Origin of the sequence: Neisseria sp. 27098_8_112 (assembly GCF_041433235.1) — a bacterium.
In the GTDB taxonomy this organism is placed as follows: Bacteria; Pseudomonadota; Gammaproteobacteria; order Burkholderiales; family Neisseriaceae; genus Neisseria.
On record NZ_JAPWBB010000002.1, the window covers coordinates 1 to 18546 of the forward strand.

General features: G+C 48.5%; 16 protein-coding genes. 13 read left to right on the forward strand and 3 right to left on the reverse strand.

The window, feature by feature from the left end; translation table 11 throughout:
- The first annotated feature begins 251 nt into the window (after positions 1-251).
- Together O3682_RS01565 and coaBC are read left to right on the forward strand one after the other, a co-directional pair.
- Complete coding sequence (locus O3682_RS01565; RefSeq protein WP_371508129.1) at positions 252-1481, forward strand: tetratricopeptide repeat protein; 1230 nt, start codon at positions 252-254, stop codon at positions 1479-1481.
- Between the two features lie 42 nt (positions 1482-1523).
- Complete coding sequence (gene coaBC, locus O3682_RS01570) at positions 1524-2702, forward strand: bifunctional phosphopantothenoylcysteine decarboxylase/phosphopantothenate--cysteine ligase CoaBC (RefSeq protein WP_371508130.1); 1179 nt, start codon at positions 1524-1526, stop codon at positions 2700-2702.
- A gap of 56 nt (positions 2703-2758) precedes the next feature.
- On the opposite strand, the gene era is transcribed toward coaBC, so the two are convergent.
- The gene (gene era / locus O3682_RS01575; RefSeq protein ID WP_036493257.1) at positions 2759-3688 is read right to left on the reverse strand and encodes a GTPase Era; all 930 of its coding nucleotides are present in this window, start codon (positions 3686-3688) and stop codon (positions 2759-2761) included.
- Between the two features lie 62 nt (positions 3689-3750).
- A complete protein-coding gene (rnc, locus tag O3682_RS01580; RefSeq protein ID WP_371508131.1) occupies positions 3751-4470 on the reverse strand; it encodes a ribonuclease III in 720 nt (239 codons plus the stop codon).
- Between the two features lie 254 nt (positions 4471-4724).
- Between rnc and O3682_RS01585 the strand changes: the two genes are divergently transcribed.
- The 3 genes from O3682_RS01585 to nusB all read left to right on the forward strand — a co-directional run bounded on the left by O3682_RS01585 (position 4725) and on the right by nusB (position 6171).
- Complete coding sequence (locus O3682_RS01585) at positions 4725-5048, forward strand: DUF2185 domain-containing protein (RefSeq protein ID WP_371508234.1); 324 nt, start codon at positions 4725-4727, stop codon at positions 5046-5048.
- Between the two features lie 93 nt (positions 5049-5141).
- On the forward strand, positions 5142-5621 hold the full coding sequence (gene ribH / locus O3682_RS01590) for a 6,7-dimethyl-8-ribityllumazine synthase (RefSeq protein ID WP_036493252.1): 480 nt from the start codon (positions 5142-5144) through the stop codon (positions 5619-5621).
- A gap of 121 nt (positions 5622-5742) precedes the next feature.
- Positions 5743-6171 (forward strand): transcription antitermination factor NusB, encoded by a 429-nt coding sequence (gene nusB, locus O3682_RS01595; RefSeq protein ID WP_049350952.1) that lies wholly within the window; start codon positions 5743-5745, stop codon positions 6169-6171.
- A gap of 119 nt (positions 6172-6290) precedes the next feature.
- On the opposite strand, the gene O3682_RS01600 is transcribed toward nusB, so the two are convergent.
- Complete coding sequence (locus tag O3682_RS01600; protein ID WP_371508132.1) at positions 6291-6713, reverse strand: type IV pilin protein; 423 nt, start codon at positions 6711-6713, stop codon at positions 6291-6293.
- Positions 6714-7001: 288 nt separating this feature from the next.
- Here O3682_RS01600 and O3682_RS01605 point away from each other — a divergent pair, with 288 nt between their 5' ends.
- From O3682_RS01605 to O3682_RS01640, 8 genes are all read left to right on the forward strand, one after another.
- Entirely contained in the window at positions 7002-8183 is a 1182-nt protein-coding gene (locus tag O3682_RS01605) for an efflux RND transporter periplasmic adaptor subunit (RefSeq protein WP_371508133.1), read from the forward strand.
- An 81-nt stretch (positions 8184-8264) separates the two neighbouring features.
- Positions 8265-10202 carry a MacB family efflux pump subunit gene (locus O3682_RS01610; RefSeq protein ID WP_371508134.1) on the forward strand — a complete coding sequence of 646 codons (1938 nt, stop codon included), beginning with the start codon at positions 8265-8267 and terminating at the stop codon, positions 10200-10202.
- Between the two features lie 63 nt (positions 10203-10265).
- Positions 10266-11648, forward strand: a complete 1383-nt coding sequence (locus O3682_RS01615; RefSeq protein WP_371508135.1) for a TolC family protein — start codon at positions 10266-10268, stop codon at positions 11646-11648.
- 112 nt (positions 11649-11760) lie between these two features.
- Positions 11761-12627: a DUF808 domain-containing protein gene (locus tag O3682_RS01620; protein ID WP_371508136.1), complete on the forward strand. Its 867-nt coding sequence runs from the start codon at positions 11761-11763 to the stop codon at positions 12625-12627.
- Positions 12628-12682: 55 nt separating this feature from the next.
- Positions 12683-14242 carry an apolipoprotein N-acyltransferase gene (lnt, locus tag O3682_RS01625; protein ID WP_371508137.1) on the forward strand — a complete coding sequence of 520 codons (1560 nt, stop codon included), beginning with the start codon at positions 12683-12685 and terminating at the stop codon, positions 14240-14242.
- Positions 14243-14510: 268 nt separating this feature from the next.
- Positions 14511-15374, forward strand: coding sequence for an RNA polymerase sigma factor RpoH (rpoH, locus tag O3682_RS01630; protein ID WP_371508138.1), 864 nt, complete (start codon positions 14511-14513; stop codon positions 15372-15374).
- A gap of 148 nt (positions 15375-15522) precedes the next feature.
- Positions 15523-16776 (forward strand): glutamyl-tRNA reductase, encoded by a 1254-nt coding sequence (gene hemA / locus O3682_RS01635; RefSeq protein WP_003684306.1) that lies wholly within the window; start codon positions 15523-15525, stop codon positions 16774-16776.
- 245 nt (positions 16777-17021) lie between these two features.
- Positions 17022-18521: a DegQ family serine endoprotease gene (locus tag O3682_RS01640; protein ID WP_371508139.1), complete on the forward strand. Its 1500-nt coding sequence runs from the start codon at positions 17022-17024 to the stop codon at positions 18519-18521.
- Positions 18522-18546 lie beyond the last annotated feature (25 nt).

Here is an 18546-nt window from a genome sequence, read left to right on the forward strand (position 1 = left end):
CAGTCAACACCCAATTTCAAAAAAATTAAAAATTTTTCACAACTATTTGTATTTAAATAATTTAAATTTATTGAATTTTATCGTTCAATAGATGAACCAGATACCCTAAGATAAATAGTCCTGCGGCTTTGCTCTTAATTGCTACATTCAAACACCCTATATCTCTATATTACTGGCGCTTTAGTCCCATCTACTCTTACAATCTCTACTTTCTCTAATAAAACAATCATAAATTTAGAATAGTCCCTATTATGAGCAACGAAAAGATTCAACAAAAATTTGAACAAGCATATCACTCTTTTATCGAAGAGGAAAATTACGAGGAAGCGCTAAAACGTGCCGAGATTCTTTGCCTTCTCAATCCCCAATCTGTCGAATTTCATCATAAAGTTGCTTATGCCTATCTGAAGCAATTGAAATGGGAAAAAGCCATTGAGGCTGAAATGAAAACGCTAGAGCTGGATAGCACCTATATTCCTGCTTTGGATTTACTTGCCCATGCTTACGGCGCTCTAGATAATTGGGAAAAAACCGGGTGTTACGGTCATCAAGCTTTGGTTCTAAAAGATAAAGCCATCCCAGACCTAGAACATGAAATCATTCCGACACCAGCTCCAAAAAACGGCAAACGGATTATCTCCTTTTCTTTATTTGGCAATAATTCCAAATATATTGAGCCTGCCGTCTTAAATACCCAGCTTGCTCCTGTACTTTTCCCCGGTTGGACATGTCGTTTTTATGTCGACGATTCTGTATCGGCTGAAGCTATTCAACGATTTAGAAATAACGGAGCAGAAGTAATTAGGGTTGGCGCACCGTTGGACAACTGGCCGGGTACGATGTGGCGCTTTCTTGCCATTAATGATCCCGAGGTTGAATACGTTATTTTCCGTGATGCAGATTCTATTATTTGCTATCGTGATGCTGCAGCCGTATCCGAATGGATAAAAAGTGGCACCCTATTCCACACTATTCGCGACTCAGGCTCGCATACTGCCCTGATTCTTGCGGGTATGTGGGGGGCTAAAGCAGGTGCAGTCCCAGATATACAGGAAAGAATTCAAAACTTTGTCGATGAGGGCTACCCTTCCAGACATTTTGCCGACCAAGATTTTCTAGAAAAAGAATTGTGGGCCTATATCCGTCAGAATCTGTTTGCACATGATAGATTATTTGATTTCTGTAATGCACACAAAATTCCCGGCGAGTTCTACTCTAATTATCAAATCGCTTTCAGCGAAGGGGTTACCAGCTTTAACGCAACGACTGATTATGAAGACGGCAGCCTGGCAAGATGGACGCTGTACTCCAGTGCTTCACCTTTAGTCAATCCGGACTACTCGCTCAATGTTGTTCCTGAATTTAAAGTCTGCAGTTATGTGACTGAAGTGAAAAATGGAGCGGTTTCAGCATTCTTACCAAAGAGATATGGTAATGCGATTAAAGCAAAACTGGCCAGAATCAACATCGAACAAATCTAATTTGATTTGATTCCTATATCTCATTTCATGAACCCGTTATTTATGAGCAAACACATTCTCCTCGGCATTACCGGCGGTATTGCGGCGTATAAATCTTGCGAACTGGTCAGACTGCTGAAAAAGCAAGGATATTCTGTATCAGTGGTGATGACAGATTCTGCGACAGAATTTGTCTCCCCGCTGACTTTCCAAGCTTTAACCGGCAATCCTGTTTTATCGGATACCTATTCAGGCGCTTCCAATAATGGCATGGCGCACATCAATCTGACGCGCGAAGCCGATGCATTTCTTATTGCACCTGCAACTGCCAATACAATTGCCAAAATTGCCAACGGATTGGCCGATAACCTACTGACTACTTTGGCCGCAGCCAGAAAATGTCCTTTGGCCGTTGCGCCTGCAATGAATGTCGAAATGTGGAACAACCCTGCCAACCTACGCAATATTGAGCAACTGGTTTCAGACGGCATTACTGTGTTTTACCCAAACAATGGCGAACAGGCTTGTGGCGAAACAGGTACAGGTAGAATGGTCGAAGCGGTTGATCTGGCAGATTTGCTAGAGGATTTATGGACACCCAAGCTACTGAGCGGCAAAAAAGTTCTGATTACAGCCGGCGCAACATTTGAAGCCATCGATCCTGTCCGCGGCATTACCAATATTTCCAGCGGACAAATGGGCATGGCTTTAGCGCGTGTGTGCCGTGCTGCCGGAGCGAAAGTCACGCTGATTTACGGTCAAATTCAGACGGCCTTGCCCGCAGGCTTAACTCATTCTGAACAGGCTGTCAGCGCAGAAGCCATGTATCAGGCAGTTCACCGCTATATCCATGAACAAGATATCTTTATTTCCGTTGCAGCCGTTGCAGACTACAAAGTCAAAAACAGCAGTAACGAGAAACTGAAGAAAAACGGCAATCAGCCTCCGGTTATCGAGCTGACGGAAAATCCAGACATTCTCGCATCCGTTGCCGCCCCGCCTTCTCGACCATTCTGCGTCGGCTTTGCTGCGGAAAGCCATCAAGTTTTGGAGTTTGCTCGGGCAAAACGTTTGCGCAAAAATGTACCGATGCTGGTGGCCAACCAAGTCTCTGTTTCCATGGGTAAGCCAACCAATCAAATCACCATTATTGATGACCTTGCCGAAACCTCATTTCCGGAAACATCGAAACGCCAAGCAGCAGATGAAATCGTCAAACGCCTGGCTGAATTATTGGCTTGATCAAACAAAAGGCCGTCTGAAAGTTTTTCAGACGGCCTTTATTCAAACACATTAAATCACAAACCCAATTCGCGCAGAAAACGAATATCGTCTGCCCAACCGGACTTTACTTTTACCCAAATCTTCAAAAAGACTTTGGTATCAAACAATTTCTCCATATCAAGGCGGGCTTCAGTAGAAATTTTCTTCAATTTCTCCCCACCCTTACCAATCAAAATCGCCTTTTGGCTGTCTTTATCAACCAACACTGCGATATAAATGCGGAACAGTCCGCTTTCCTCTTCCTCAAACTGCTCCACTTCAACATTCATCGCATACGGCAACTCTTCGCCCAAATAGCGGAACAATTTTTCGCGCACAATCTCCATCGCCAGGAATCGGCTGGATTTATCCGTCACCATATCTTCCGGATACATCGGGATACTTTCCGGCAGATACGGCTTGAGCAGTTCCAACAGATTGGCAATACGCAGGCCATGTTTCGCGCTGACTGCCTCACTGGCAGCAAATTCAAACTCTTGGCGCACTTCATTGATAAAAGCCTCAAGCGCAAATTTGTCTTTGGCTTTATCTTTATCGATTTTATTGACCACCAATACCACAGGCGTATGTTTAGGCAACTGCTTCAACACCACGCGATCGGCATCGGTAAAGCGCATGGCTTCCACCACAAAAACCACCACATCCACGCCGCTCAACGCTTCGGTTACGTTTTGATTAAGACGGTCGTTCAAAGCATTGCGGTGATTGGTTTGAAAACCCGGCGTATCGACAAACACAAATTGCGCCGTGTCGTCGGTGTAAATACCTGTTACACGGTTGCGCGTGGTTTGTGCTTTTTTACTGGTAATACTGATTTTCTGACCGATTAAATGGTTCATCAACGTGGATTTGCCGACATTTGGTCGACCCACGATGGCCACAAAGCCGCAACGATAATCTGTCGGGTGTTGCGACTCGTTTTGTAAGAAGGTTTCGATATCCATTTATATGACTTTCTTGATTGTTTCAGACGGCCTTTGCATTTTCTCAAAGGCCGTCTGAAATATTATTTTTTAGCTTTTTTCAAAGGAAACTTCTGTTCCAACCATTCTAAGGCTTCACATGCCGCTTTTTGCTCGGCCACTTTCCGACTGCTGCCGCGTGCATTGCAGATGAAACCGAGTTCGCCCAAATCACAGGAAATCACAAACATCGCATCAGCCGTCTGCTCCGCCTGCTCTTCGATTCGGTATTTCGGCAGGGCAAAGCGGCGTGCCTGCAAGGCTTCCTGCAAAGCGGTTTTACTGTCTTTCTTGCCGATATTCAAATCCGCACGTTTCACGCGTTCTGCAAACAAATGGCGAACCACTTTTTCCGCTGCAGAAAAATCCGCGTCAAAGCTGACCGCCGCAAACATCGCCTCCATCGCATCGGCCAAAATCGAAGGCCGTCTGAAACCGCCGCTCTTCAACTCGCCGGCACCCAAATACAAACCGTCGCCGACATTCATTTCCAACGCAATTTCAGCCAATACACCTTCATTTACCAAAGCCGCGCGCATCCGCGACAACTCGCCTTCCGACAATTTCGGAAACGCGTCATACAACATCCGCGCCACGGAATAGTTCAAAATCGAATCGCCGACAAATTCAAAACGCTCATTGTGTTTGGCATTGTAGCTGCGGTGGGTCAAAGCCTGCTGAAGCAGCTCCATATTGCGGAACTCATAGCCCAGCCGCTTTTGAATCGCTCGATGCACCTGCTGTTTGAGCAAATCAGGTTTCATTCCATACTTTCAAAAAAACAGCCCGAAAATACGCCTCATCCGCAGTGAAACAAAATAAAAAGGCTACACCGGCAACTTTTTTATTTTGGCTCATTGTTTCTTGCGTCCCTCAAGCCGATAAACAATCAAAAGCCGTCATGTTCAAACCTGACGGCACTTGCCGACATTGTACCATCAAACCGTCCCTGCACACATCCGTGCGGAAAAGCGGCGAATCGTGTAAAATCATGCCAAATCATCTCTTTGTCAACTCCATGAACAAATTTGCCCAAGCATTGGCCGCAGCGCTCGACCGCTGCATCGTCACCAACACCGTTGCCGAACAAGGTGAGCCCGTCGGCTTCCTCTACCGCGAAGCCCCCGTATTTGAAAACGACAGCGGCTGGCGTATTTTCAGCGGCGACGAAACTGACGAATACACCGACAATCCCGACAATTTCAGCATTGTCAGCCTCTCTGCCATTACCGCAGACAATCCCGACATCGCGCCCCTGCTGGCTCAAGCAGAAGGCAGCGCGTGGGAATTGAACGAAGACGGCGAGTTCCAAGCCGTTGCCGATTGGCAGCCGCAAGAATAACCCATCCCTATTTCGTTTCAGACGACCTACTTTATAACAAGGCCGTCTGAAACCGAGCCGAATCCCTATTTCACAAATACTGAAGGAATCATCATGAACATTATCGAACCACGCCTCGATGGCACCAACCTGCGCATCGGCATCGTTCAAGCCCGCTTCACCAACGAAATCGGCAGCGAAATGGTCAAAGTTTGCTGCCGCACCTTGAAAGAATTGGGCGTATCCGAAGACAACATCACGCTTGCCACCGTTCCCGGAGCGCTTGAAGTACCTATCGCGCTGATGAACCTTGCTTCATCCGAACAATTCGATGCCCTGATTGCCATCGGCGTTGTCATTCGTGGCGAAACCTACCACTTTGAATTGGTATCCAATGAGTCCGGCGCAGGTGTCAGCCGCGTTGCCCTTGACTACAACATCCCTATCGCCAACGCCATCCTGACGACTGAAAACGACGAACAAGCCGTTGCACGCATCGAAGAAAAAGCCTCCGATGCTGCCAAAGTTGCCGTAGAATGTGCCAACTTGGTCAACCATCTTTTGTCAGAACAATACGAAGACGACGAAGAATAAACTTCTCCCCGTATTGGATACCGCATATTTTCAGACGGCCTCTCAATCATGATATTGAGGCCGTCTGAATCATTCAATATTCAGCCGACAACCATCGGCACTCTCTTCACAAGGAATACCCATGAAAAGCCCACGCCGCCGCGCACGCGAGCTTGCCGTACAAGCCATTTATCAAGCAGGCATCAACAAAACCGCCGCTCCTGAAATCGCTAAAAACATCCACGAACTGTCCCAAACATCCAATATGGATGAAGAGCTGTTCAACAAACTGTTTTTCGGCGCACAAACCCATGCCGAAGAATACATGGAAAAAATCAGTCCCCTGCTCGACCGCGACGAAAAAGACCTCAGCCCTATCGAACGCGCCGTTTTGCTGGTTGCCTGCCATGAGCTGAGCACCATGCCTGAGACCCCCTATCCTGTCATCATCAACGAAGCCATCGAAGTTACTAAAACTTTCGGCGGCACCGATGGCCATAAATTCGTCAACGGCATCCTCGACCAACTGGCTTCCCGCATCCGCCCTGACGAACCGCGCCGCAAAGGCTAAAATTGACTTCGCATCGGGTCGAGATTACCGATCTTTGCCCTGTTTAAGTTAATGTGCTTATGCAGCCAAACCATCAAAAAGGCCGTCTGAATTTCAGACGGCCTTTTATATTTCTCGATTTATTCTGATTTTGGCATTTCATAACCGGGACAGTTTTGCTTGTCGCTGCTTGCCCAGATGATACCGCTGCCGTTGTAAAAAACGGTACAGGTTTCATTAGCGTTGGTTTCTTTGTTGGGTTCCGCCTTCAAAATATAACCTGAATCGGAAGGATTAGGCATAGAAGCCGTACCTTCGGAAAAACTAATATTGAAATATTGATTCTGCTGTAAATTTTCAGCAGGAAACCCTACAAATGTACTTTTTTGAGTGTAATAGCGTTCGAGCTGTTGGGCGTTATGCAGCATCTGTGTGCGGACGGATGCGAGACGCGTTTGGCGGATGTAGTTTTGATAAGACGGATAGGCGATGGTAGCAATAATGGCTGCAATCAAAACGACTATCAGCAGCTCGATAAGCGTGAAGCCTTGTTGGTGTTTCATTTTATTTGTGTCGTTAATAATTGGAATAAGACATAAATATTATAGTCGTTTTCTTGCAGCTTAAATGTTCAGATTCGGAGGAAGTTTGGGAATTTATGTAAACGAGGTACAAGTTCTGAAAAATATTTTCAACCTTTTATTTTTTATTTCAATAAGTTAAACTTAAATTTAAGCCGACCGTCTCTTGGTTGGCCTTGGTCTTTACAGTAAAATCCAGTTGTTTTTTTGTCTCCAACATACATTTATTGCTTGTCTGCGACGTTATTTTATTGAATTGGTTCTTTTTATATGTCTAAAGTTTTCAAGTGGGCGGCCGGTACGGCTGTTATCGTGGCTGCGGCTTTCGGCGGCTGGTCTTTAATGAAGCCTGAGCCTCAGTCTTCTTTTATTACAGAAGTGGTCAAACGCGGCGATATCCGTCAAACCGTGTCGGCAACCGGCGAAATCTCACCTTCCAATTTGGTATCCGTAGGCGCGGAGGCTTCAGGCCAGATTAAAAAACTGTATGTGAAACTGGGCCAACAAGTTAAAAAAGGCGATCTGATTGCAGAAATCAACTCAACCAATCAGATCAATACCTTAAATACCGAAAAATCCAAACTGGAAACCTATCAGGCAAAATTGGTTTCTGCCGAAATCGCGCTTTCCAGTGCTGAGAAAAAATATAAACGCGAACTTGCCTTATGGAAAGAACAGGCAACTTCCAAGGAAGACTTGGAATCTGCACAAGACTCTTTAGCCGTAGCTAAAGCAAATGTCGCCGAACTGAAGGCCGCCATCAAACAATCAAAAATCTCCATCAATACAGCCGAATCCGAACTGGGCCACACGCGGATTACCGCCACCATGGACGGCACCGTGGTCGCCATTCCTGTTGAAGAAGGTCAATCCGTCAATGCGGCGCAATCTACGCCGACCATTATCCAGTTGGCAAATCTGGAAACTATGTTAAACAAAATGCAGATTGCCGAAGGCGACATCACGAAAGTCAAAGCCGGTCAGGATATTTCGTTCACCATTTTGTCCGAGCCGGACACCCCGATTAAAGCGAAATTAGACAGTGTCGACCCCGGCCTGACCACCATGTCTTTGGGCAGCTACACCAGCAGCACGGACACGACTTCCAATGCGATTTACTACTATGCCCGCGCACTGGTACCGAATCCCGAAGGCAAACTTTCCATCGGTATGACCACTCAAAACACGATCGAAATCAACGGCGTGAAGAATGTCTTACTGGTACCGACGCTGACCGTGAAAAAGCATAACGGCAAATCCTATGTCAGCATTTTGGGCGCAGACAATAAAGCGGTAGAACGCGAAGTAACCGTCGGTTTGAAAGACAGCATGAATACCGAAATCAAAAGCGGCTTGAAAGAAGGCGAAAAAGTGATCGTTTCTGAAATGAGCGCAGATGAAAAGAATAAGAGCAGTGAACGCGCGATGATGGGTGGTGGCCCTCCTCGCTGATTGATTAAGGCCGTCTGAAAGATTTGGCTGTGTTTCAGACGGCCTTAGTTCCTGTATTTCTATTTTTCGCCCGGAAAGATTATGAGTTTAATCGAATGTAAGAATATCAACCGTTTTTTCGGTAGCGGTGAAAACCGTGTGCACGTATTGAAAGATGTCAGCCTTTCTATTGAGAAAGGCGACTTTGTGGCGATTATCGGCCAGTCCGGATCGGGTAAGTCGACACTGATGAATATCTTAGGCTGTCTGGATACCGCCACTTCCGGCTCTTATCAAATCGACGGCATCGAAACATCGCAAATGCAGCCGGATGAGCTGGCGGCTTTGCGCCGTGAGCGTTTCGGCTTTATTTTCCAGCGTTACAACCTGTTAAGCTCGCTGACCGCCCGAGACAACGTCGCCCTGCCTGCCGTATATATGGGCATGGACAGTAAAGAGCGTGCGGAACGTGCGGAAAAACTGTTGGGCGATTTGGGTTTACAAAATAAAGAAGGCAACAAACCCAGCGAACTTTCCGGCGGTCAGCAACAACGCGTTTCGATTGCCCGCGCGTTGATGAACGGCGGCGAAATCATCTTTGCCGACGAGCCGACCGGCGCATTGGATACCGCCAGCGGTAAAAACGTGATGGAAATCATCCATAAGCTGCACGAAGACGGGCATACCGTGATTATGGTCACCCACGATCCGGGCATTGCGGCAAACGCAAACCGCGTCATCGAAATCCGCGACGGTCAGATTATTTCGGATACGTCTAAAAATCCCGATATCCCGCCCAGCAAAGTGGAGAGGATTAAAGAAAAAGCTTCCTGGTCGTTTTATTACGACCAATTTATGGAAGCATTCAAAATGTCTGTGCAGGCGATTATGGCGCACAAAATGCGTTCGCTGTTGACCATGCTGGGGATTATCATCGGTATCGCTTCGGTGGTATCGGTAGTAGCCTTAGGTAATGGCTCGCAACAAAAAATCCTGGAAGACATCAACTCGATGGGCACAAACACCATCAGCATCTTCCCCGGCCGTGGTTTTGGCGACCGCCGCAGCGGACGAATCAAGACACTGACAATTAATGACGCAAAAGCCATCAGCCAACAAAGCTACGTCGCCTCTGCCACCCCTCAAACCAACTCCGGCGGCACCTTAACCTACCGCAACACCGACCTGACCTCCTCGCTTTACGGCGTAGGCGAACAATATTTCGACGTGCGCGGTTTGAAATTGGAAGAAGGCCGTCTGTTTGATGATGACGATGTAAAAACCGATGCCCAAGTCGTCGTTATCGACCAAAACACCAAAACCAAACTCTTCGGCGAAGGCGTTAATCCTTTAGGCAAAACCATCCTTTTCAAAAAACGCCCGCTAACCGTCATCGGCATTATGAAAAAGGATGACAACTCGTTCGGCAACTCTGACTCACTGATGCTTTGGTCGCCTTATACAACGGTCATGCACCAAATTACCGGCGAGAGCCATACCAACTCCATCGTTGTCAAAATCAAAGACGATGCCAACACACAGGTTGCCGAAAAAAGCCTGACCGAGCTGCTGAAAGCACGCCACGGTACAGAAGACTTCTTTATGAACAACAGCGACAGCATCAAAGAAATGGTTGAAAGTACAACCGGCACCATGACGCTGCTGATTTCTTCCATCGCGGTCATCTCTTTGGTGGTCGGCGGTATCGGCGTGATGAACATCATGCTGGTCTCCGTTACCGAGCGCACCAAAGAAATCGGCGTACGCATGGCAATCGGCGCACGCCGCAACAATATTTTGCAACAGTTCCTGATTGAGGCCGTCTTAATCTGTATCATCGGCGGCCTGTCAGGCGTATTGTTGTCCGCAAGCATCAGCCTGGTGTTCAACTACTTTGTCACCGACTTCCCGATGAGCATTTCCATGACTTCCGTCATCGGCGCAGTTGTCTGCTCCACTGCCATCGGCGTCGCGTTCGGCTTTATGCCTGCCAACAAAGCTTCCAAGCTCAACCCGATTGATGCGCTGGCTCAGGATTGATTATGTTTCAGACGGCCTATTATTTTAGGGCCGTCTGAAATGCTGTTACCCGAAAGATTTTTTATGAAGACGAAACCTTTTTCCCAAGCAGCCTTATCATTGGCTGTTGCCCTTGCCCTAAGTGCGTGTGCTGCACCCAAAGCCAATCCGAATCTGACGCTGGAAGCAACCGGCCAAGTCATGAGCGCGGCGGAAACTGCCGAACGCTACGATGTCAACGGCAATTGGTGGGAAATCTACCAAAGCCAGCAGCTCAACGCGCTGATGGAGCAGGCGTTGGCGAATAATGTCGATTTGAAACAGGCGGCCATCAGCGTCAACAAAGCTTTGTATCAAGCCAATATTTTGGGTGCGGATTTGGTGCCTTCATTCAGTGGCTCGTTGGGCGCAAACGCTTCTAAAAACCTGAAAACCGGTAGCCACGGCAATACCTTCAGCAGCCAGCTTGGCTTGAGCTACGAATTGGATTTGTGGCGCAAACTCAGTGCCACTGCCGATGCGCAGGTATGGGAATACCAAGCCACGCATGAAGACATGGCCAACACACGCCTGACTTTGATTAATAATGTCGCCGATGCGTATTTCAATATCGCCTACCTGAACGAAGCCATCGAGTTGGCGCAAAAATTGCTGAAGCAATATCAGGAAATCAACCGCATTGCGAATGCCAAGTTCCGCTACGGCCGAGCCGACTCAAGCCAGCCGACCCAAGCCAAACAGTCATTGCTGAGCGCGGAAAACAGCCTGCTGTCTTTGCGAAACAATTTGGATACGCAAAAACAGGTTTTGCGTAATTTGTTGAATTTAAGGCCGTCTGAAAACATGGCCGCCGATCCGGCACAATTCCGCCTGCTGCCGGTCAAAGGTGTAAACTTGGACGTACCGATTACCGTTTTGGCCAACCGCCCCGACCTGCGCGCCGCCGAATACCGCCTGCAAGCGTCACAACAATCGGTCAACGCGCAAAAACGCAGTTGGTATCCGTCGATTACTTTGGGCGCAAGTTTGAGTACTTCTTCCGATAAAGCGAAAAGTACGTTCAATATCCCCATGTTGGGCGGCTCGGCCACCATCAATCTGCCTTTCCTCAATTGGCAGACCATGAAATGGAAAGACAAAACCGCCCAAGCCAATTTCGAAAGCGCCAAACTCGACTTTGAAAAAGCCCTGACCACCGCGCTGAACGAAGTCAACACCAACTACCTCGCCTACCAAAACGCCCAAGCCGCGCTCAACAACCAAGAGCAGCGTTACGCCTTGGACAAGAAAAACAGCCGCTACTACCAAGTGCGCTACCAACACGGTAAAAACGAGTTGAAAGACTGGCTGGAGGCTTTGAATTCAGAATACAGCTCGGCTCAAAACCTGCTGAACCAACGCTATGAAGCCTTAAAATACGAAAATATGGTGTATAAAGCCATGGCGGGACGTTATACGCCGAAATAGCATTTTCAGACGGCCTTTGGTTAATTTCCGTCAACGGCCGTCTGAAAAACATTCAAGCAACTGAATTTTCATATATAATCGCGCGTTTATTTGATTTTATCCGGACAACATTATGGCCTTCGCCTCTCTCTTCACGCTTTTGGACGACATTACCGCCGTTTTAGACGATGTAGCGATGATGACCAAAGTCGCCGCCAAAAAAACCGCCGGCGTGGTCGGTGACGATTTGGCGCTCAACGCCAATCAAGTAACCGGCGTATCCGCCGAGCGCGAATTGCCGATTATTTGGGCGGTGGCAAAAGGCTCTCTGGTCAACAAGCTGATTCTGGTGCCGCTTGCGCTGTTGCTTTCCGCTTTCCTGCCTGCGCTGATTACGCCCTTGCTGATGATCGGCGGTGTGTATTTGTGTTTTGAAGGCGTGGAAAAACTGCTGCACAAATTCTTGCACCGCAATGAACACGAAGACGGACACAATGCCGAGCCTGAAGTCACAGACGAAAAAACAAAAGTTAAAGGTGCGGTCCGTACAGATTTCATCCTCTCCGCCGAAATCATCATTATCGCGCTGGGCGTTGTTGAAAAATATGACCTGATGACGCGTTCTTTGGTGATGGCCGCCATCGGTGTAGGCATGACGGCATTGGTCTATGGTTTGGTCGGCATTATCGTCAAACTTGACGACCTCGGTATGATGTTGATGCGCCAAAAAAGCGCCGCCGTGCAAGGTATCGGACGCGGTTTGATTTCATTTATGCCTTGGTTTATGCGCGGCTTGAGTATTGTCGGCACGCTGGCGATGTTCTTGGTCGGCGGCGGACTGATCGCCCACAACCTTGGCTTTTTGCACGATTTCCTCCACGCGCAGCATTGGGACAGCGGCATAATGGAACATATCGCCAATCTGGTGGTCGGAGTAGCCGCCGGTGCATTGGCTTGCGCAATCGTCCTGCCTGCAATGAAATTGTTTCAAAAAGACTGATTTTGTTTCCCTGCCGTCTGAAAACTTTTCAGACGGCCTCAATACCATTTAAAGCATGAATATTTTCCGTAAACTCGAACAATATTGGCAACATCCGCTACTGTACTGGCCGCTGGTCATCTTGATTGCCGCCGCGACACCGTTCACTTTCGCCCCCTATTATCATTTCTGGCTGATGCCGCTGTTGTTTGGCGCGCTGATACGCCTGATTGAATTACGTCCGCGCTTTGCCGTCATGACTGCCTATCTGTTCGGATTAATCGGTTATACGGCGCAGTTTTATTGGATACACACTGCCTTGCATGATGTTTCAGGTTTGCCCGATTCATACGCCATCCCTCTCACCTTCCTGCTGCCGGCGTTTCTTGCGCTTTATCCAGCCATCTGTTTTTGGGTGTGGAGAAAATGCAACCTGTCGCGCTGGGCCAAAACCGGCCTCCTGCTGCCGATTTTATGGACGCTGGCAGAATTTGCCCGCGAACGTTTCCTGACCGGATTCGGCTGGGGCGCAATCGGCTATTCTCAAATCATCAAAGACAGCCCATTGGCAGGTTTCGCGCCTTTGGGCGGCATTCACATGGTCACGCTGGCAACCGCTTTCCTCAGCGCATGGCTGGTGTTGCTGATTGACAACCATGGCCGTCTGAAACACCGCCTGCTGCCCTTATTCCTTATCGTTGCGCTCTGCTCCGTCGGCTACATTTCCCAACAAACGGAATACACCCGCCCCGACGGCAGCACCAGCACGGTTGCCCTGATTCAAGGCAATATCGAACAAAATCTGAAATGGAAAGAAGAACAAATCATTCCGACCATTCAGAAATACTACGAACAAATCAGCAAGACCAGTGCCGATATCGTCATCCTGCCCGAGACCGCCCTGCCGCTGATGCGGCAAGACCTGCCCGAAGGTATCTTGGAACAATTCGCCGAGCAAGCGCAAAGCAACGGCAGCGCATTGGCCATCGGCATCAGCCAATATACGCCCGACGGCAACGGCTACGAAAATGCAGTCATCAATTTGAGCGAATATCACAACAGCACTTCCGATGTCATCCCCTACTACGCCAAGAACCACCTCGTTCCATTTGGCGAATACAAGCCATTGCCCACCATTACCGAGCGTCTCTATAAAATGATGGATATGCCTTTGGCCGACTTTCAAAAAGGTGGCGACAACCAGGCGCCTTTGGTGATGAAAGATCAAAAAGTCGCCTTCAATATCTGCTATGAAGACGGTTTCGGCGACGAACTCATCGCAACGGCGAAACGCTCTACCCTGCTCGCCAACATCAGCAATATGGCGTGGTACGGCAAATCGAATGCCATGTATCAGCAGCTTCAACAATCCCAAGCACGTGCAATGGAACTGGGCCGCTACATGGTTCGCGCCACCAATACCGGCGCGACCGCCATTATTTCCCCTAAAGGTACGATTGTTGCCGAAGCCCAACCGAATACGGAAACCGTCCTCGAAGGCCACGTCAAAGGCTATATCGGCGAAACGCCTTATATGAAAGCAGGCGGCTCAACATGGCTTATCAGCATTTTGGCCGTTATCGGCGTATTCCTTATCCTGATTGGCCGGAAAAAAACCAGAATAAAAAATTTTTAAGACCTTGTTATACAAGGTCTTTTTTATCACCAAAACTATTTACATACAGAAATGTTTGTAATATACTTAGCCAAAACCTAGCAAATCACTCAAATTTTCTAAGACAATCAACCCTTGCGATTCAAGCAGTAAAAACTATTGAATCTATCGTTAATTTACAGAAAAAATCCAACCCATAACAAAACAAACCACAGGCAGTGTTATACTGCTTGTCACACAATAAACAAAAAGCCGTCTTCAGACGGCCCAATCAAGGAAGGCACCCTTCATGAATAAAGCTTTTGCATTACCTGTTATCCACAGCGGCAACGGTAGCCTCGAGCAATACATTCATACTGTCAACAGCATTCCCATGCTTACCGCCGAAGAAGAAACACAACTGGCCGAACGTCAACAAAAAGGCGACCTTAACGCCGCCAAACAGCTTATCCTGTCGCATCTTCGCGTCGTCGTATCCATTGCACGCGGCTACGACGGCTACGGTCTCAACCAAGCCGACCTGATTCAAGAAGGCAATATCGGCCTGATGAAAGCCGTCAAACGCTACGAACCAAGTCGCGGCGCGCGCCTATTTTCGTTTGCCGTGCATTGGATTAAAGCCGAAATCCACGAATTCATTTTGCGCAACTGGCGTTTGGTCCGCGTTGCCACCACCAAACCGCAACGCAAACTGTTCTTCAATCTGCGCAGCATGCGTAAAAACTTGAATGCTTTGTCTCCAAAAGAAGCGCAAGAAATCGCCGACGATTTGGGCGTCAAATTGTCCGAAGTCTTGGAAATGGAGCAACGCATGACCGGTCACGACATCGGCATCATGGCAGAAAACAACGATGACGAAGACAACTTCGCCCCTATCGACTGGTTGGCCGATCACGATGCAGAGCCTAGCCGCCAGTTGTCCAAACAGGCCCACTACGCCCTGCAAACCGAAGGTCTGCAAAATGCCTTGGCGCAATTGGACGACCGCAGCCGCCGCATCGTTGAAAGCCGCTGGTTACAAGACGACGGCGGTTTGACCCTGCACGAATTAGCAGCAGAATACGGCGTATCTGCCGAACGCATCCGCCAAATCGAAGCCAAAGCCATGCAAAAACTGCGCGGTTTATTGGCAGAAGAAGCAGAAGCCGTTTAAGCCTTTCATTATAAAAAGGCCGTCTGAATCTTTTCAGACGGCCTTTTCGATGGCAACCCTCATTGCATCTTCTCCCCCAACACATTCATTTTAAAGCCCACTTAAGCTATAATACCCACCACACACACTACCCAGTCATACCATAACCATGCAACTTACCGTCGTCGGACTCAATCATCAAACCGCGCCCTTGAGCATACGCGAAAAACTGGCATTTGCAGCTGCAAATCTGCCGGATGCCGTGTCCAACCTCGCGCGCAGTGAGGCGGCGGAAGAAGCAGTTATTCTTTCTACCTGCAACCGCACCGAGCTTTACTGCGTCGGCGAAACCGAAAAAATCATCGACTGGTTGGCGCAATATCACGACCTGCCTGCCGAAGAAATCCGCCCTTACCTCTATACCTTAGATAATAATGAAACCGTCCGCCACGCCTTCCGTGTCGCCTGCGGCTTGGACTCCATGGTCTTGGGCGAACCGCAAATTCTCGGTCAAATCAAAGATGCTGTCCGCGTTGCACAAGAACAGGAAAGCATCAACACCCACTTAAACGCCCTGTTTCAAAAAACCTTTGCCGTTGCCAAAGAAGTGCGTACCGACACTGCTGTCGGCGAGAACTCCGTCTCCATGGCTTCTGCATCGGTCAAAATGGCAGAGCAAATCTTCCCTTCCATTTCCGATCTGAACGTCCTCTTTATCGGCGCAGGCGAAATGATTGAGCTGGTAGCCACTTATTTTGCCGCCAAAAATCCCAAGCTCATTACCGTTGCCAACCGCACACACCAGCGTGCGCAGGAATTGTGCGACAAACTCGGTGTCAACGCCGAAGCCTGCCTGCTGAACGAATTACCCGATATTCTTCACGATTACGACGTGGTTGTTTCTTCCACTGCCAGCCAACTGCCCCTCGTCGGCAAAGGCATGGTCGAACGCGCATTGAAAAAACGCCACAACATGCCTGTTTTCCTGCTGGATTTGGCCGTTCCGCGCGATATCGAAGCCGAAGTTGGCGAATTAGAAGACGCATATCTCTATACCGTAGACGACATGATGGACATTGTCCAAAGCGGTAAAGATGCGCGCAAAAAGGCAGCAGCGGCAGCTGAAAGCATGGTGGAAGAAAAGGTCAGCGAATTTATCCGCCTGCAGAAAAACCGCCAAAGCGTTCCGCTTATCCGCGCCTTACGCGACGAAGGCGAACGAGCGCGCCGCCAAGTATTGGAAAATGCCATGAAGCAACTGGCAAAAGGTGTATCCGCCGAGGATGTCCTCGAACGCCTCTCCATCCAGTTGACCAACAAACTGCTCCACTCTCCGACACGCACGCTCAATAAAGCGGGCTCGGACAACAGCGAATTAATCGATGCCGTGGCGCAGATCTACCATTTGGATCAACACGACTGACCACAATTTAAAGGCCGTCTGAAAAAAGTGAACCGACCGACAGGTCATATTCCAAAGCTTTCAGACGGCCTTAAAACAATAAAATCCCAATTATCATTTTTTCATTTAAAATGAAATGCTTGAAAAAAAACCATTAAAGTGTAAAAATCCTACCTTATACATTTAAACATCATTCAAACAATAAAACTGCCTGCCGGCTCAAACGCATGCCGACAATATAATAGGCACCGGCAAAAGGAACTTTCGTGCATATTAAAACAAACACATATCTGGCCCTTGCTGTCCTCTCAGCTTCCCTTCTTTCGGGTTGCGACAAAGTCAGCACCTTTTTCAGCAAAGACGAAAACAAAGAACTCGTCCAACGCATAGAAACCAATACCGATGACGGAAAAGTCGGTATGTTGTTGCCCGACTTCGCCCAACTGGTGCAAAACGAAGGACAGGCCGTCGTCAATATTCAAGCGACACCAGCAAAACGCACTGCTACACCGGATGACGACCATAGCATGGACCTGAGCCAATTCCCCGACAACGATCCGTTTTACGAGTTCTTCAAGCGCCTTGTTCCCAATATGCCCGATATGCCGCAAGAAGATACTGAAAGCGACGATTTGAATTTCGGTTCCGGCTTCATCATCAGCAAAGACGGCTATATCCTGACCAATACCCACGTGGTTGCCGGCATGGGCAATATCAAAGTCCTGCTCAACGACAAACGCGAATACACGGCCAAACTGGTCGGCTCAGACGCTCAATCCGACGTTGCCCTCTTAAAAATCGAGCCGCAAGAAGACTTGCCGGTTGTCAAAATCGGCAATCCGAAAGATTTGAAACCGGGCGAATGGGTAGCCGCCATCGGCGCTCCTTTCGGCTTTGACAACAGTGTAACCTCCGGCATCGTCTCCGCCAAAGGCCGCAGCCTGCCGAATGAAAACTACACGCCGTTCATCCAAACCGATGTTGCCATCAATCCCGGCAACTCAGGCGGCCCGCTATTCAACCTCCGCGGCCAAGTAGTCGGCATCAACTCGCAAATTTACAGCCGCAGCGGCGGTTTCATGGGCATTTCGTTTGCTATTCCGATTGATGTTGCCATGAATGTGGCTGATCAATTAAAAGCCAACGGCAAAGTCCAACGCGGTCAATTAGGCGTGGTTATTCAAGAAGTTTCTTATGATTTGGCCAAATCTTTCGGTTTGGACAAAGCAAGTGGTGCACTGATTGCCAAAATCATGCCGAACAGCGCAGCACAACAAGCCGGGTTGCAAGTCGGCGATATTGTCCGCAGCGTAAACGGTGAAGAAGTCCGCGCCTCCAGCGATTTGCCAGTCATGGTCGGCTCGATGATGCCGGGTAAAGAAGTTACTTTGAGCATTTGGCGCGGTGGCAAACAAACCGATGTCAAAGTCAAACTTGGCAGTGCAGCCGAACAAACGGAAACTTCTGCAAAAGAAGCCGAACACCCGCAACACGAAGGTGGCCATGACGGATTTACCGTTGAAAACGCAGGCGTTACCCTGCAGGTTGAAAACGCAGATGGCAAACAACGCTTAATCGTTCTGCGCGTTAGCGGTGCGGCCGAACGTGCCGGCCTCAAACGCGGCGACGAAATCATTGCCGTCAGCCAAATCAGCGTCAATGACGAATCCACTTTCCGTAGCGCATTGGAAAGCGCAGGCAAAAACGTACCGCTTTTGGTACAACGCGAAGGCAATACTTTGTTCCTCGCGCTAAATCTGCAGTAGTCCAATTTTTCAGACGGCATGATGA